The organism is Pseudomonas sp. NPDC088414, assembly GCF_044753325.1.
In the GTDB taxonomy this organism is placed as follows: domain Bacteria; phylum Pseudomonadota; class Gammaproteobacteria; order Pseudomonadales; family Pseudomonadaceae; genus Aquipseudomonas.
The window spans coordinates 11,066-26,366 of record NZ_JBIVMY010000034.1; the positions used below are offsets into that span (position 1 = coordinate 11,066).

Below are 15,301 nucleotides of genomic sequence, written 5' to 3' on the forward strand. Positions count from 1 at the left end.
ACCCACCGCTATCGCTGGCAAGCCAGCTCCCACAGGGGGACAGGTGTGCAGGTCGATAGCGGTGCATCAGATATCACCTTGCAATGGCTTGCGCGCGACGACATTCACCAACGTTTCCTCACGCTCGCCAAACGGCTTCGGCTTGCGCACCCCAAACCGCTCCAGCAGTCCAAAATCCTGCGACCGGCTCCACCACAGATACGGGTACGAGACATTGCGTTCGTCGAACTCGAAACCCTGCAGGCGAATCATCTCCAGGTACTGCGCGGCGCTCTTCTGCACATGCATCGGATGGCGGAACAGCCAGCGAATCACCCAGGTATCAATGTAAGCCTCGGTGGACTCGGCGAACAGCAGATAACCGCCCGGCTTCAGTACGCGGTAGAACTCGGCGAGGGCTTTTTCCTGTTCGACCAGATGATGAAAGGTCTGGTGGCAGAACAGCAGATCGACACTGGCGTCCGCCACGTTGAGCGTCGCGCAGTCACTGCCGATCAGCTCCACATCGAAACCCTGACGCGCCGCTTCTTCGGCGCTCAATTCAAGGCTGTGCGGATCGGCATCGACGCCGATCAGACGCTGTGGGGCGAAGGTCTGGCGCAGGTGGCGGAACGATTTGCCCTGACCGCAGCCGGCATCCAGCACCACCGGATGGGCCGGCAGCGACTCGCTGAACAATCCGCGCAAATCGTTGATCGCCACGCGCAGCACGTGGTGCTGCCAGGTGTGGCTGCGCAGGAACCAGAAACCGAAGCGGGTTTCCTCGACGTAGCTGTCGCTCAAGTAATTCATGGGGCGTCCTTTGCACAGAGTTCGGAAATCATCTTCAGCCGGCGGCGTGCTTCGCTGACGAACGGATTGCGTTCATCCCAGGCGTAACCGGCGAGGATCGAGCAGATCATTCGGCGGATCTCCGCCTGACTGTCTTGATAAAAAATCACGTCCTGAAAGGTGCCGGCGTACCAACCCTCGACGTAGCAGCGGAAGGTATCGACGCCACGCTTGAGCGGGTCGGCGAACTCGCGCTGCCAATCGACGATTTCCCCCTGCAACTGCCGGTGCAGGACAGCGGCGGCCATGCTCGCCGAGCGCATGGCGATGGTCACGCCGGAAGAGAACACCGGGTCGAGAAACTCCGCGGCGTTGCCAAGCAGGGCGAAGCCCGGTCCGTGCAGGGTTTTCACATTGGCCGCATAACCGCCGAGGGTGCGCGCCGGGGTGTCCCACACCGCGTTGTTCAGCACGCCGGCGAGGCTCGGGGTTTCGCCGATGAAGCCGCGCAGGCAGGCGTCCAGATCGCTGTCGCGACCCTTGAAGTGTTCGGCGGCAGCCACCACGCCCACCGAGCAGCGACCGTTGCTGAACGGGATCGTCCAGAACCAGACGTCGCGGTGTTCGGGATGGGTGGTGACGAGGATCTTCTCGCGGTCGAAGGCCGGGTTGTCGATGTGATCTTCAATGTGGGTGAATACTGCCTGGCGCACCGGGAAATTCGATGGCGCTTCCAGCTCGAGCAAACGCGACAGCACGCGCCCGTAGCCGCTGGCGTCGAGCACGAAATCCGCTTCGACGCGGTACTCGCTGCCATCCTCGCGCAGCACGTCGAGCTGCGGTCTGGCCCGATCGAAATCGACGCGGACGATGGCGTCGCCGTAGCGGATTTCGGCACCCTGCAATTCGGCCTGATCGGCCAGCAGCTTGTCGAAATCGGCGCGCTGCACCTGGAACGTGGTGGGTTTACCTGCGGTGAAGGTGTCGCCGAAATCGAAGGCGCTGTAGCGCTCGCCCCAGGCGAACGCAGCACCGGTCTTGCGCTGGAAGCCGGCGGCGTTGACGGCGTCGAGCATGCCGGCTTCTTCGACGAAGTCCAGGCAATGGCTGAGCAGGCTTTCACCAATGGAAAACCTCGGGAAGTGCTGGCGCTCGAGCACCAGCACATCGTGGCCCTTGCGCGTGAGCAGCGCAGCGGCGATGGCGCCGGACGGGCCGGCACCGATGATCACTACCTGACGACGTTGCATTTCAACGGTTGGCACGTGAACTCCCGGGCGCAGTGGCGGTGGTTTTCAGGGGCGCGCGGTGCAGGCCGATCAGGGCCGGCAACAGCGTCGCGATCAGGCCCATCAGCATCAGCGCGAAGTACAGCGCCGGGCTGATGAGCTGTTGTTGCAGCAGCAGGTTGAGAAAAACGATTTCACTCAGCCCGCGAATGTTCAGCAGCACGCTTTCACGCCAGCGGCTGGCGCCTTCGAACGACGCACCGGCCCAGCCCAGCCCAAGCCAGTTGCCGAGCAGTTTACTGGCAATCGGCAACAGCAGCAGCGCCGCCCATTGCACCGCGCCGAGGCTGGCGAGGGCGCTGTGAACGTCGATCTGCACGATGCCGAAGGTGAGGATCAGCGGGATCGCGATCCATGTCTGCAAACGGCTCATCCACCGCGCCGGCAATGGCAGCACCAGCGGCACTTTCAGCAAGGCCATGCACAGCAGATAACCGATGCCGAAAATCAGCGCGTTGAGTTTGTAGTGCTCGGCCAGCACCAGCAGCGCAAAGAAACCGAGGCTGTAGGTCAGCGGTCGACGCACGCGCAGCAGATGCAACAGCAGCGGCACGCAGGCCAGTCCCAGCGGCAGCAACAGGCTGCTCAAGTGCAGACTGCCCTGAGCGAGGCCGAACAGCGTCCAGCAGGTCAGGTCGATGAGGATTGCGGTTTGCACCAGACGCCGGGTGGCGGCGGGCGGGTAATCGATGTGGCGCAGGTACAGGTACAGCACCGGGATCGCGGTGATCGCGAACACCAGCCCAATGGCCAGCGAGTTCAGCCACGGCTGCGCCGGCAGCAGCCAGCAGGCGGCGGCCAGTCCGCAGGCGAACGGCACGGCAAAACTCGGCACGGCGATTTTCACGCTCTGGCGGTCCAGCCGCAGGTCGATCACATCGCTGAGAATGTGCCCGAGCAACAGCGCGAAACTCAGGCTGTAGAGATCTTTCAGCCACCCCGGCGCGATCAGTTGAGCACCGCTGAGCTGCCAGCCCGGTTCGATCCAGAAGTACATCAGCAGCGGCAACCCGAAGCTGGCCAGCAGCAACTGGCTGACGATCGGGATCAGGCCGAAATGCCGACCGACACGGGTCGCCACAGCGAACAGCGCCAAGGCCATCAGCCAGAAGCCGACGACCATCACGCTGCCGGCTCCACGACGGCGGCGCGGTGGACGTGACGTCCGGCCCACGGCGCCAGAATGAAACTGAAGGCCAGCCCCAGGCTCACCGCCAAGCCGAAGTTGCTCACCGCTGGCGTACTGGACACCGCCAGCAGACCGAACGACAGCCAGGTCGTCAGCGCCGCCAGCAAGGTGCCCAGCAGGCTGACCGCCGCACCGCCAACCTGCTCACGCATGAGGATCGCGTAATCGACGCTGATCGCCGTCACCAGCAGCAGGCCGAACAGACTGAACAGGGTCAGCGGCTGACCGAGCCAACCGAGACTGGCCAGGCTGCACAGCGCCGCCAGCAACGGCAGCGAAACAATACGCAACGCGCCACCGAAGCCGAACGGCACGATCAGCACCAGCACAATCAACACGCAGGAGGCGAGTTTCAGCTCGGCGGCGCTGATTTGGGTCGCGGCGAATACGTTGTTCAATTCGCCGAGACGATCCACCAGCATCACCCCCGGCAAGTCCAGGGCCTGGACCCGCAGCAGTGACGGATTGTTCAGGCCTTGCAGGCTGGTCATTGCCGCCACACCGTCAGCGGTCGGGCCAAGCCACAGCGTGCGGTAAGGCTCGCCCAGCGGCCCGGCGAGTGCCGCGTCGATGTCCTCGGCGGGCAGGCTCTGCAATTGCTGCAACTCGGTCTGCAGCGCCGCGAGCGGTACGCCGAGGTCGAGCAATGGCTGCCAGAACTGCGGCAGTTTGCTCAGTGCTTCGCGTACCTGTTGTTGCTGGCTCGGCGGGCTGAGCAGTTGATCGAGGGCCAGATAGCCTTGCAGTTTGTCGAGGTTGACCAGTTGCTGCAAACGTTCGCTCAACGCGGCCTGACGCTCCAGCAGTTGCTGCTGATTGGCGCCGCGTACGAGGAAGAACTGGCTGGTCGGCTGGTAGCCGGTGATGCGCGCGATGGTCTGCGCTTCATCGGTCAGGCGTTGTGGCGCACCGACCCACTGGCGGATGTCGTTCTTGCTTTGCAGCTGCACCAGACCGCCGGCGCAGAAGGCGATCACCAGCGCCAATAGCACCGGCGTGCGCACATGTTCGAGCAGGTTTTCGCGCAGCTTTACCAGACGCTCGGCCAGGCGCAGCGGCCATTGCGCCGGCTGCAATTCCACGTTTTTCAGCAGGGCCGGCAACAAGCACACCGCCGACAGATATGCACCGAGCAAGCCGGCGGCAGAGAACACCGCGATTTGTGTCAGCGCCGGGAAGGGCGTCCAGGCCAGCGCCAGATAACCGATGGCGCTGGTGATCAGGCTCAGCGTCAGCCCGGAGAGCGTCAGGCGCAGCGCCGGCCAGCTGCGCCACGGCTTGAGACTCCAGCTCTTCGACAGATAGTGCAGCGGGTAATCCACCGCCACACCGATCAGGCTGGAACCGAGCACCAGCGTCATCACGTGCATGTGGCCGAACAGCGCCACGCAGGCCACCGCGCCGAACAGCATGCCCACCAACACCGGCACGAACGCCAGCAGCACCCGCCAGCGCCGAAACGCCAACAGCAGCAACAGCAGAATACCGAGGGTGGCGCCACCGCCGACCCAGGTCATTTCGCGGGTGGCTTGTTGCTGGCCGTTGGCGGCGTACAGCAGACCACTGGCAGCCAGCAGTTGCACGTCGGCTTTCGCCGCCTGCTCGCGACTGTGCTGCAGCAAATCGGCGACTTTCAGCGGCAGGTTCATGTCGAAGGCATTGCCGGTGGTGCGCGCGCGCAGCAGCACCCAGCTCTTGCCGTCGGCATCGGCGACCAGTGCGCCGCTGCCGATGTCCAGTTGCACCGCGCCGTGTTTCGGCTGACTGTTCTGGATGCGTCCGGTCAGGCCCAGCCAGTCGTCCTGGCTCGGCACCAGGGTGAAGCCGTTGAACGGATCGAACAGCGCCTGCACCCGTTGCTGAATGAACGCATCGGGATGCTCGGTCAACAGTTGCCGATCGTCCGCCGAGAGCATCGCCAGTCGCCCTTGCAGCAATTGCGAGCGCAGCGCCGGCAGATCCGCCTGCAGGTTCCACTGGACCTTTTCGAACAGCCCGCTGGCCTGCCATTGCTCGCCGAGGGTTTGCGCCATGGCCACCGCTTGCTGGCGATCAGCGTGGCCGACCAGCACCAGCATTTCCCGATTGAGCGGCTCCTGCATGCGCTGTTCTGCGCGCAGTTCGAGGGCGTCAGGGTTGGTTCCGGGCACCAGTTCCATGAGGTTGGCCGACAGCGGCGCACCGTCGCGCCACTGCCATCCGGCCAGCGCGATGACTGCCAGCAGCAGGATCAGGAACAGCCACGGCAGCCTGCGCTCACTCGGCAAAGTCATGTTGCTCCGCTTCGCTCAACGGTTGACCGGAGGTGCTGTCCTGCATGCGCAGCACGGTGCTGTCGCCCTGGGTTTCCAGCAGTTCGATGGTCTGCACCAGCTCACCGCCATCGATGTTGATCTGATTGAACACTTGCTTGAGCAGCACTGAACGCGGGGTCAAGGTGAGTTTCCACTGCTGTGCGTCGCCGCTCAGGGCCAGTTCGAAATCCCGTTGCAGACCGCTGCTGTCACCTTGCAGCACAGCGAGGAACAGACGGTTCTGCTCGGTACCGGCGCTCTTGTTTGGCAGCAGTTGCCACGTGTTGCCGTCGCGACGGGCGATGCCGTTGGCGGTGATGCGGTAATCCTGCTGCAGCGGGGTCTTGAGCAGCCAGAGCAGGCCGTGATTTTTCGCCAGGACGAAGTTGCCCTTGCTGATCAATGGCTGAGGCAGGGCGCGCAGGTGTTTTTCCTGAATGAACTGGCCGTGGATCACTTCCGGTTTCGCCAGTTGTTCGCTGAGCTGTTGCAGGTCGAAGGCGTTGGCCAGCATCGACACGGCGAGCAGCGCCATCGCGCCAAGGCATTTGCAGAACAGGTTCATCGCAGCATCCTTTCCACCGCATCGGTGAACACTTTGGGTGAGGCCAGTTGCATCTCGCGGCTGCTGATCTCGACCGCTACCTGCACCGAGCTGGCACGGGTCAGGCGTTCGCCGGTCTGCAGGTCGGTGATCAGATAATTGATCTTCAAGCGGTTCTCCCACTCCACCAGACTGGCGCGCACGTTCAAGCGCTGGCCGAACACCGCGCCACGCACATAACGCAGTTGCAGGTCGATGATCGGCCACGCGTAACCTGACTCGGACATCTGGGTGTAGTTATGACCGATCTGATCCAGCAGCGCGCAGCGCGCCACTTCCAGGTATTTGACGTAATGCCCGTGCCAGACCACGTGCATAGTGTCGATGTCAAAAAACGGCACGAGGATTTCCGTGTCGGCGTGCAGCACTCCGGCGCTACGCATGCAGCCTCCAGTGTTGCTCGGCGATGCGTTGCAGGCACAGGCGCAGTTCGCCTTCGAGTGCACGGTCTTCGATGACCGGCGGGAAGTCCTTGGCCAGCTCTTCGTGCATGGCGGCCAGCGAAGGTGGCAGCGCGCGTGCGTCTTCATCGCGACCACGCAGCCAGACGCCCTGATTGGCCGCGAGCAACGTGGCGGCGGCGACCTGTTCGGTCAGCTCCAGCACGCGGATCGCGTCACGGGCGGCGATGGTGCCCATGCTCACCTTGTCCTGGTTGTGGCACTCGGTGGAGCGCGAGAACACGCTGGCCGGCATGGTGTTTTTCAGCGCCTCGGCGGTCCAGGCGCTGGCGCCGATCTGCACGGCCTTGAAGCCGTGGTTGAGCATGGCGCGATCCGCCGGGGCGCCGGACAGGTTGCTCGGCAAACCATGGTTGTAGCGCTCGTCCACCAGCAGCGCGAGTTGCCGGTCGAGCAGGTCGGCGACGTTGGCCACCAGATTTTTCAGGCTGTCCATGGCGAACGCGATGTGCCCGCCGTAGAAGTGCCCGCCGTGCAGCACGCGTTCGGCTTCGGCGTCGATGATCGGGTTGTCGTTGGCGCTGTTGAGTTCGGTCTCGATAAACGAGCGCAGCCAGTTCAGGCTGTCGGCCAGCACCCCGAGCACGTGCGGGGCGCAGCGCAGCGAATAGCGATCCTGCAGACGATGCAGCGGCGCGGTCGGCGCGTCGATCGCCAGATCCTTGCGCAGCCACGCGGCAACCTGCATCTGCCCCGGATGCGGCTTGGCAGCGAACAGACGCTCGTCGAAGTGTTCCGGATTGCCTTGCAGCGCGACCACGTTGAGCGCGGTGATGCGCGTGGCGAGTTGCAGCAGATAATCGGCGCGGGCGAAGGCCAGGCACGCAAGGCCGGTCATCACCGCCGTACCGTTCATCAAGGCCAGCGCTTCTTTCGGGCGCAGCACCAAAGGCGTCCAGCCTAGCTCGCGATGCACGTCGGCAGCCTGGCGATGCTCGCCACGAAACAGCACTTCGCGCTCGCCGGACAAGGTCGCGGCGACGTAGGACAGTGGCGTCAGATCGCCGCTGGCGCCCACCGAACCTTCTTCGGGGATCAGCGGCAGGATGTCGTGTTCGAGGAAGGCGTGCAGGCGCTCCAGCAATTCGATTCGCACCCCGGACACGCCGTGGCACAGCGACTGCAAACGCGCCGCCAACACCGCGCGGGTGGCTTGCGCGTCGAGCAGTTTGCCGAGGCCGCAGCCGTGGAAGGTGTAGAGATGACGCGGCAGTGCCTCGACGTGATGCAGCGGCACCGCGACCACGCAGGAATCGCCGTAACCGGTGGTCACGCCGTAGATCACGCCTTCCTTGTCCAGCAGCGAGTCGAGGAAGCGCGCGCCTTTGGCGATGCGCTCGCGGTAAGCGGCGTCGCTCTGCAACTGCACGGGCGCCTGACGGTTGGCCAGGGCCAGCACGTCTTCGATGCGCAAAGGGCGTTCGCCGAAGGTTACCGGCTCATGGGTTGGCGTCGTCATCGGTCTTCCAGAAAGGGTAAAAGTTGAACCATTGGTGCGGGGCTTCGAGGCAATAGTGACTCAGGCGCTGCGCGTAACGGGTGGCCCACTGATGAATGACCTGCTCGCGCTCGCGGCGTGTCCACGTCACGCTGTCGGCGAACGGCTCAAGGGTCAGGCGATAGTGGCCGTCCGGCTGTTTCAGGCACATCAGCAGATTGACCGGGCATTTGAGCAAACCGGCCAGCAGCCACGGCCCCTGCGGGAACGCTGCCGGGTGGCCGAGAAAGTCCACCGTGACGCTGCGCCCGCCATGCAACGGCACGCGGTCGCCGGCAATTGCCAGCCATTCGCCGCGCTCCAGGCGTTCGTGCAGTTGCAGCATGATCACCGGGTCCAGTTCGCTGACCTGAATCAGCCGCAGATTGGTCGCCCCGGCCTCGCCCAGCAGACGATTGAACTGCTCGGCGTGCTTGGTGTGCACCAGCACGTTCATGGTGACCTTTTCGCCGATCTCCGCCAGCGCCCGGCACACCTCCAGGTTACCCAGGTGCGCGCCGACCAGCAGTTGCCCGCGACTGCCGCGCAACTGATTGCGCAGCAATGCCGGGTCGATGATTTCGATCTGCTCGATACGGATCTTGCCGTTCCACACGTCGAGCTTGTCGAGCAGCGAATCGGCGAACGCCATGAACTGACGGAACACGCGCCAGTAACTCGGGCGCAATTCGCCGCGGTTGCTCCAGTCGGCCAGCCGTTGCTGGTATTGCCAGGCACTGTTGCGCGCGGTGCGGCCGAACAGGAAGAAGTACAGGACGATGCCGTACAGCAGCGGACTGAGCAGGCGCCGGCCAAGCACCTTGGCGGCGAACGCGGTGAACTTCATCAGCAGGAAGCTGCCGCGTTCTTCGCGGTCGGCCCAATGCTTCTTGTCGGTCTCGACGCTCATGGGCGCCACCGGCGCCAGAGGATGACCGGCAGGCGCAGCAGCATGCCGAAGAACAACCGGGTATGCATGCTGGAAATCAGTGCGTTGTCATGCAACAGACGGAAGTGCGAGACGCCGTCCAGCGGGTAATGCACGCTGGTCTGCAGCCAGCGCATCGGCTGGTTGCGCCACGCCAGACGCACGAGGATGTCCGAGTCGAAATCCATGCGCTTGCCGACCCGCGCCGAGTCGATCACCGCCAGCGTCGGGGCCAGCGGATACACGCGAAAACCGCACATCGAATCGCGGATCTGCAGCGACAGCGTATTGATCCAGACCATCACGTGGGTCAGATAACGTGCGTACAAGCGGCCCTTGGGCACGCTCTCGTCGAACAGCGGATAACCGCAGATCATCGCGTCCGGGTGGGCGCGGGATTCCTCGACGAAACGGGCGACGTCGTGCAGGTCGTGCTGGCCGTCGGCGTCAACCTGCAGGGCATGGGTGAAACCCAGGCGCGCCGCTTCGCGCAGCCCGGTCATCACCGCGCCGCCCTTGCCCTGATTGAGGGTCAGACGCACCAGATGCACGCTTTCGCGTTCGGCCAGCGCATCCAGCACGCGCGCGCAGGACGGGGTGCTGGCGTCATCCACCAGAATGCACGGCAGTCCTTGGGCGAGCAGCGCGTCGACCACGCTGCCGATCGCGGCTTCATGGTTGTAGACCGGAATTACCGCGCAAGGGTTATGCATGATTCACGCACCCATTGTGGCGAGGGAGCTTGCTCCCGCTGGGCTGCGAAGCGGCCCCAAATCCAGTCGACATAAAATTGCTGGCGAGCGCTTCGCACTCGAGCGGGAGCAAGCTCCCTCGCCACAGGTTATGCATCGGCGGCTCCTAGCAGGATTCGCCCGCTGGAGCAGGTCGCGGTGTCGTTGCGGTAAGCGAAATACAGCTTGCTGCGCTCGGGATCGAAACGCAGGTGCAGCTGGATTTCATCGCCGGGGCGCACCAGTTGCTGGAATTTCAGCACTTCCATACCGGCGAATTTGCCGGGCAGATCCAGCAGTTGTCGGCCGAGGTTCAGTGCCCATTCGACCTGCACTACGCCGGGCAGCACCGGGGCCTTGGGGAAGTGACCGCTGAAATAGGCCAGGTCCGGCGGAACACTCAATTGCAGGCTCCACTCACCGTCGGTTTCGAGCTGTTCCAGCACTTCCGGAGTTTTCGGCCGTGGCGCCAGCAACAGTGCTTCGATGTCGGCTTGCGGCAGCTTGCCCTGACTGTTCAGCGGCAATTGCCGCACCAGACGCCAGCGCCGGGGCAAGGCCAAGGCTTCGCAATGCTCGCTCAGATGTTTGCGCAGCGCTTCGGTCAGGCTGCGGCGGCCGTGTTCGCGCAAGGCGAACAGACCTTGCTCACTGAGCACCAGCAGCGCCCCGAGCATTGCGCGGTTTTCCTGGACCACGCCCAGCCGCGCTTCGGCGACCCAGGCGTGGGCGACCAGCGCCTGCTCCAGCATCGGCAGGGAAATGCGCTTCTCTTCGAGTTTGACGATGCGGTCCAGCCGCCCGAGCAGTTCGAAACGTCCGTCGGCAGCGATACGCGCGGCGTCGGCGGTGTGCTCGACATGCCCGGCCGGCAGATAGGGGGAGGCGATCAGCAGGGCGCCGTCGCGGTCCTGACTCAGCTCAACCCCGGCGAAGGGCTGCCACAGGCTGGCGCCGTGACGCCAGGCGATGCCGCCGGTTTCCGAGCTGCCAAGGATTTCCGTCGGCCACTGTTGCAAACGATCATGCAGGCTTTGCGCGGCATCTGTCGGCAATGCGCCGCCGGAAGAAAACACCCGGCTCACGGCGCTCAGGGCCGGCCAGTCGAGGTTGTCACCCATGCGTTTGAGCAGTGCCGGGCTGCCGACCCAGACGAAGGCCGGGTGTTCGCGGCTGGCGCGCTGCAGGTCTTCCGGAAACGCCAGTTGCCTGCGCACGAACGGACGTCCGGCGCACAGCGGCCACAGCACCCGGAACAGCAACCCGTAGATGTGCTGGGTGGCGACGCTGCCGATGATCCAGGCTTCACCGAGATCCGCGCCCCACAGTTGCTCCAGTGCCTCGACCTCGTTGGCCAGTTGGCGCAGGGTCTTGTCGATACGCTTGGGCTCGCCGCTGGAGCCGGAGGTGCACAGGCTCAGGTGGCACTGCTCGAGATCCAGTTCAGCGCCGGGCAGGGCAGGCTGCAGCAGATCGTTCAAGTGAACATCCGCGCTGTGATCGGTCAGCCATAGATCGACTTCATTCGACCAGCGCTGGCGGGTCTGCGCTTGCAGGTCCGAGGGCAACAGCACACTGACACCGGCGCGCCAGGCACCGAGCAGGGCGATGGCGAGGTCGGCGGCATCTTCCAGATGCACCGCCATGCGCCGCACGCCGCGAGCCTGCAGGCCGGCGGCAACGCTCAACGCCTGCTCACGCAATTGCGTGTGGTCGAGGGCCGGGGCGGCGCTGATCGCGCGCTCCGGCAGGGCCTTGAGCAACAGTTGCTCAAGTTTTATCCAGTTCATTTACGGCCTCTTACCCGTTGTCGTATCAGCCATTCAATGGCAAACATCAGGCCGATCAATCCATAGGAAATCAGGCCGGTGTACAACATCCACCAATGCAGCGGCGCCCACAGGGTCAGGAGCGCGGCGCACAAACCGTTGCAGAAGAAAAACACGCTCCAGGCCACGGTGACCTGGCGGGTGTAGCGGATGGCTTCGGGCGGCAGTTGCGGCTCGCGCAGCCGCGCCAGGCGCTCGACCATCGGCGGTCCGTATTTCAGGCTCAGGCTGAACAGCACCAGCATGAAGCCGCTGATCAGCACCGGATACCAGCGCAGCAACAGCGGACTGTCGAACAGCGCCAGCAGCAGGCAGAACCCGATCGCCACGCAGGCCATCCACAGGCTGCCGGGCTTGCGCTCGCCGGTCAGCGCACGCGCCAGCCACAACCCGCCCAGCAGCAGTCCGAACTGCCACGGGGCGAAGTGCTCCATGCCGAAATACACCGCAAAGGGGTACAGCAGGCCCGCCAGCAGCAGGCCGAGGCCGATCAATCGGCTCATGCGGCCGGTTGAACCAGACGGTAGACCGCCTCGACCACGTCACCGACGGTGCGCACCGACTTGAATTCTTCGGCGGCGATTTTCTTGCCGGTCTGGCGTTTGATGTGATCGATCAGGTCGACCGCGTCGATGCTGTCGATCTCCAGATCCTGATACAGGTTGGACTCCAGGCTGATCCGCGCCGGATCCAGTTCGAACAGCTCGACCAAGGCATCGCGCAGGGTGTTGAAAATGTCGTCACGAGTTTGCATGGTCCGGTCTCAAGCTGCCTGTTTTGCCGTGACGAACGCCGCAAGGCTCGCCACATTGGTGAAGTGGTTACGGGTGTCTTTGGCGTCGGCGTCGATCTTGATGCCGTATTTTTTCTGGATCGCCAGACCCAGCTCCAATGCGTCGACGGAGTCCAGGCCAAGGCCTTCGCCAAACAGCGTCTGCTCGTCGCCGATGTCGTTGACGCTGATGTCTTCTAGGCCCAGGGCATCGATGATCAGCAGTTTTATTTCACGGTGCAGATCGCTCATCTTCGGCGAGCTCCTTGATGTAGTAAGAGTGCAAATAATCATTGAGCTTGCGCGAGGCCTGCGGTGCCGGGCCTTGCGTGGCGAAAGTCTGTGGATCTATATCGGCCCCGACACGGAAACTGAAGTGCACGCGACGGCGGGGGATGCGATACCAGGGCTCGGCCTTGGTCAGGGTAGTCGGGCTGACCTTGATAACCACTGGCGTAAGGATTTTCGCACCACGCAGGGCAATCGCCGCAGCCCCCCGATGAAAGGCTGGCGCCTGACCGGGTTGAGTGCGCGTGCCCTCGGGGAAGATGATCAGGGTCTGGCCGTTTTGCAGGCACTCGGCGGCGGCATCGAGCATGTCCATGCTGCCGTCGTTGCTGATGTATTCGGTACGGCGCAGCGGGCCGCGGGTGAAGGGGTTTTCCCACAGGCTTTTCTTCACCACGCAATTGGCCTGGCGCACCAGGCCGATCAGGAACACCACGTCGATCAGCGACGGGTGGTTGGCGATGATCATCTGCCCCGGTCGGCCGAGGCGTTCGGCCCCTTGAATGTCGTAAGTCAGCACGCCGGTGCGGGCCATGAACCGCACAAAAAACCAGAACAGCCGACTGACGGTCTGCCGCGCGCGCTGACGATGCCTGAGCGCGTCACCCGGCAGACAGCCGAGCAGCGGAAATACCAGCAAGCGCAGGCACAGCCCGCCCAAGCCGAACAGGGTGAAACTGGCGGCGGTGGCCAGCAAGCGCCAGTAATAGGCGTCGCGGTTCTTCTCGGTCACGGGTTGCGTTGCCAGGTCCATACACGATTTTTCCAGGCATGTTGGCAATGGGTTTGCTGACCGAGCAGGGTGCGCAACAGATTCAGCGCGTGCGGCCAGTGCGCTTTGGACACAGCTTTCTGGCCGCTGTTCAGGGTCAGCCGCCAGTCGGTACCGGGAGTGAGCAGCAGACCCAGCGCATAAGGGAACGGCACGTCATCGACCCACTGCGAATAGGCCTCGGGCGGCTGTTCTTCGGTGATGATCAGCAACACCGCCGGCGCGCCTTCGTCGAGCAGGGCGGCGGCTTCGAGGATGCCGTGTTCCAGGCCATCGCCTGCGGCCGCCAGGGCCGTCATTTCGCTGGTTTCGCCGCGCATGATCGACCACAGACCGATGATCGCGTTGTGCACCGACAGGCTGAACTGGGTCGGCGACAACGGCTCGTCCTTGGCCAGATCACTGAGGATCTCGAAGGTGCGCGGGGTTTCGCCGTGTCGTGAAACAAACACCAGCGGCAGGTTCTCCCGTCCGTCGGCCAGCGGCCAGCCGACACTGAACGCCATCCGCGCCAGACGGCTGAGTCGTCGGCGCTGCATGGCTGGCAGAAACGACACATCGGGCGCGGCATCGCTGTCCGGGAGCACGACCGGTTGTCGGCTCCAGGCCTGCCACGCGTCCACGCTGTCGAGCCCCGGGGCCCACGCGCGCCATTGGGCGATGTTGAAGTTGATCACGGATGCTCATCCCGCCCCTGCGGGCTTTTATGACGCTTTGAGTCGCCAAGGCCGCGGCTGACTTGACGTGGCGCTTGGCGCCGGGTGGCGCGCATTATCCCGGTGCGACGAGTGTGTAGCAAATGTTGGTTACGTTTTGCGCAACGAAATGTACTGAGTGGTTCGTGGAAAAACTGTCAATTGGCCATTATCCAGATCGTGCGGGATTTGTCTGTCGGGCATATCAGCGCACTCGGGAGGTTTTTGCCCGCTGTGCCCGCTGATTTTTGCGCCTGACTCTGTAGTCCGCGTCGTTGAAGGTAGCGAAGCGCACGCACAGGCAACTACACTCGGTCATTCTTTGATACACGGAGGTTTTGTCATGCGGCGCGTGGTGTTCAATCAGAAAGGTGGCGTGGGCAAATCCAGCATTGCCTGCAATCTGGCGGCGGTGAGTGCCAGCGAGGGCTATCGCACGCTATTGGTCGACCTTGATGCCCAGGCCAACTCCACCCAGTATCTGACGGGGCTCACCGGCAATGACATTCCGATGGGCATTGCCGACTTCTTCAAGCAGACCCTGTCTTCCGGGCCGTTCTCGAAGAAAAACCAGGCCGACATCTACGAAACCCCGTTCGACAACCTGCACATCATCACCGCTACCGCTGAGCTGGCCGACCTGCAGCCCAAGCTTGAGGCCAAACACAAGATCAACAAGCTGCGCAAATTGCTCGATGAGCTGGACGGCGAATACGACCGGATTTATCTGGATACGCCGCCAGCACTGAATTTTTATGCGGTGTCGGCGTTGATCGCCGCCGATCGTGTGCTTATTCCCTTCGATTGCGACAGCTTCTCGCGCCAGGCGCTATACGGTCTACTGGCGGAGATCGAAGAGTTGAAGGAAGACCACAACGATGGTCTGGAAGTTGAAGGCATCGTGGTCAACCAGTTCCAGGCCCGGGCCAGCCTGCCGCAGCAGATCCTCGATGAGCTGATTGCCGAGGGCTTGCCGGTGCTGCCGGTGTATCTGACCAGCTCGGTGCGTATGCGCGAGTCGCACCAGGCCAGCACCCCGCTGATCCACCTCGACCCACGGCACAAACTGACGCAGCAGTTCGTCGAACTGCACAACCTGCTCGAAGACCACTGACCCCTGATCTATTCAGATCCCCTGTAGGCCTTCGCCTGCTCGCGATGGCATCCTGTCCGCGAGCACCTGAGTTGCCTGAAAAGACGC

The 15,301-nt window shown here is 63.5% G+C and carries 16 protein-coding genes; 1 reads left to right on the plus strand and 15 read right to left on the minus strand.

Annotation, left to right across the window (positions count from 1 at the left end; genetic code table 11):
* Positions 1-66: 66 nt before the first annotated feature.
* The 15 genes from ACIP8I_RS22625 to ACIP8I_RS22695 form a co-directional block, all read right to left on the minus strand.
* Positions 67-792 (minus strand): class I SAM-dependent methyltransferase, encoded by a 726-nt coding sequence (locus ACIP8I_RS22625; RefSeq protein WP_400764096.1) that lies wholly within the window; start codon positions 790-792, stop codon positions 67-69.
* Complete coding sequence (locus ACIP8I_RS22630) at positions 789-2,036, minus strand: NAD(P)/FAD-dependent oxidoreductase (RefSeq protein WP_400764099.1); 1,248 nt, start codon at positions 2,034-2,036, stop codon at positions 789-791. The genes ACIP8I_RS22625 and ACIP8I_RS22630 overlap by 4 nt, the downstream gene beginning before the upstream one ends.
* A complete protein-coding gene (locus ACIP8I_RS22635; RefSeq protein WP_400764101.1) occupies positions 2,023-3,186 on the minus strand; it encodes a sodium:proton antiporter in 1,164 nt (387 codons plus the stop codon). The genes ACIP8I_RS22630 and ACIP8I_RS22635 overlap by 14 nt, the downstream gene beginning before the upstream one ends.
* Positions 3,183-5,522: an MMPL family transporter gene (locus ACIP8I_RS22640; protein WP_400764103.1), complete on the minus strand. Its 2,340-nt coding sequence runs from the start codon at positions 5,520-5,522 to the stop codon at positions 3,183-3,185. Before ACIP8I_RS22640 ends, ACIP8I_RS22635 begins: the two co-directional genes overlap by 4 nt.
* Positions 5,506-6,108, minus strand: a complete 603-nt coding sequence (locus ACIP8I_RS22645) for an outer membrane lipoprotein carrier protein LolA (protein WP_400764105.1) — start codon at positions 6,106-6,108, stop codon at positions 5,506-5,508. Before ACIP8I_RS22645 ends, ACIP8I_RS22640 begins: the two co-directional genes overlap by 17 nt.
* Positions 6,105-6,530, minus strand: a complete 426-nt coding sequence (locus ACIP8I_RS22650; protein ID WP_003220936.1) for a thioesterase family protein — start codon at positions 6,528-6,530, stop codon at positions 6,105-6,107. The genes ACIP8I_RS22645 and ACIP8I_RS22650 overlap by 4 nt, the downstream gene beginning before the upstream one ends.
* The gene (gene hutH, locus ACIP8I_RS22655) at positions 6,523-8,067 is read right to left on the minus strand and encodes a histidine ammonia-lyase (RefSeq protein WP_400764107.1); all 1,545 of its coding nucleotides are present in this window, start codon (positions 8,065-8,067) and stop codon (positions 6,523-6,525) included. Before hutH ends, ACIP8I_RS22650 begins: the two co-directional genes overlap by 8 nt.
* Entirely contained in the window at positions 8,048-8,995 is a 948-nt protein-coding gene (locus ACIP8I_RS22660) for a glycosyl transferase (RefSeq protein ID WP_400764109.1), read from the minus strand. The genes hutH and ACIP8I_RS22660 overlap by 20 nt, the downstream gene beginning before the upstream one ends.
* Positions 8,992-9,726 (minus strand): glycosyltransferase family 2 protein, encoded by a 735-nt coding sequence (locus ACIP8I_RS22665; RefSeq protein ID WP_400764111.1) that lies wholly within the window; start codon positions 9,724-9,726, stop codon positions 8,992-8,994. The genes ACIP8I_RS22660 and ACIP8I_RS22665 overlap by 4 nt, the downstream gene beginning before the upstream one ends.
* A gap of 128 nt (positions 9,727-9,854) precedes the next feature.
* The gene (locus ACIP8I_RS22670; RefSeq protein ID WP_400764112.1) at positions 9,855-11,534 is read right to left on the minus strand and encodes an AMP-binding protein; all 1,680 of its coding nucleotides are present in this window, start codon (positions 11,532-11,534) and stop codon (positions 9,855-9,857) included.
* The gene (locus ACIP8I_RS22675) at positions 11,531-12,076 is read right to left on the minus strand and encodes a hypothetical protein (RefSeq protein ID WP_367082715.1); all 546 of its coding nucleotides are present in this window, start codon (positions 12,074-12,076) and stop codon (positions 11,531-11,533) included. The genes ACIP8I_RS22670 and ACIP8I_RS22675 overlap by 4 nt, the downstream gene beginning before the upstream one ends.
* On the minus strand, positions 12,073-12,327 hold the full coding sequence (locus ACIP8I_RS22680; RefSeq protein WP_003220947.1) for an acyl carrier protein: 255 nt from the start codon (positions 12,325-12,327) through the stop codon (positions 12,073-12,075). Before ACIP8I_RS22680 ends, ACIP8I_RS22675 begins: the two co-directional genes overlap by 4 nt.
* A 9-nt stretch (positions 12,328-12,336) precedes the next feature.
* Positions 12,337-12,597, minus strand: a complete 261-nt coding sequence (locus tag ACIP8I_RS22685) for a phosphopantetheine-binding protein (protein WP_400764115.1) — start codon at positions 12,595-12,597, stop codon at positions 12,337-12,339.
* A complete protein-coding gene (locus ACIP8I_RS22690; protein ID WP_400764117.1) occupies positions 12,578-13,387 on the minus strand; it encodes a lysophospholipid acyltransferase family protein in 810 nt (269 codons plus the stop codon). Before ACIP8I_RS22690 ends, ACIP8I_RS22685 begins: the two co-directional genes overlap by 20 nt.
* Positions 13,363-14,082 (minus strand): beta-ketoacyl synthase chain length factor, encoded by a 720-nt coding sequence (locus tag ACIP8I_RS22695; protein WP_367082717.1) that lies wholly within the window; start codon positions 14,080-14,082, stop codon positions 13,363-13,365. The genes ACIP8I_RS22690 and ACIP8I_RS22695 overlap by 25 nt, the downstream gene beginning before the upstream one ends.
* Positions 14,083-14,443: 361 nt before the next feature.
* Between ACIP8I_RS22695 and ACIP8I_RS22700 the strand changes: the two genes are divergently transcribed.
* Entirely contained in the window at positions 14,444-15,214 is a 771-nt protein-coding gene (locus tag ACIP8I_RS22700; protein ID WP_367082718.1) for a ParA family protein, read from the plus strand.
* Positions 15,215-15,301 lie beyond the last annotated feature (87 nt).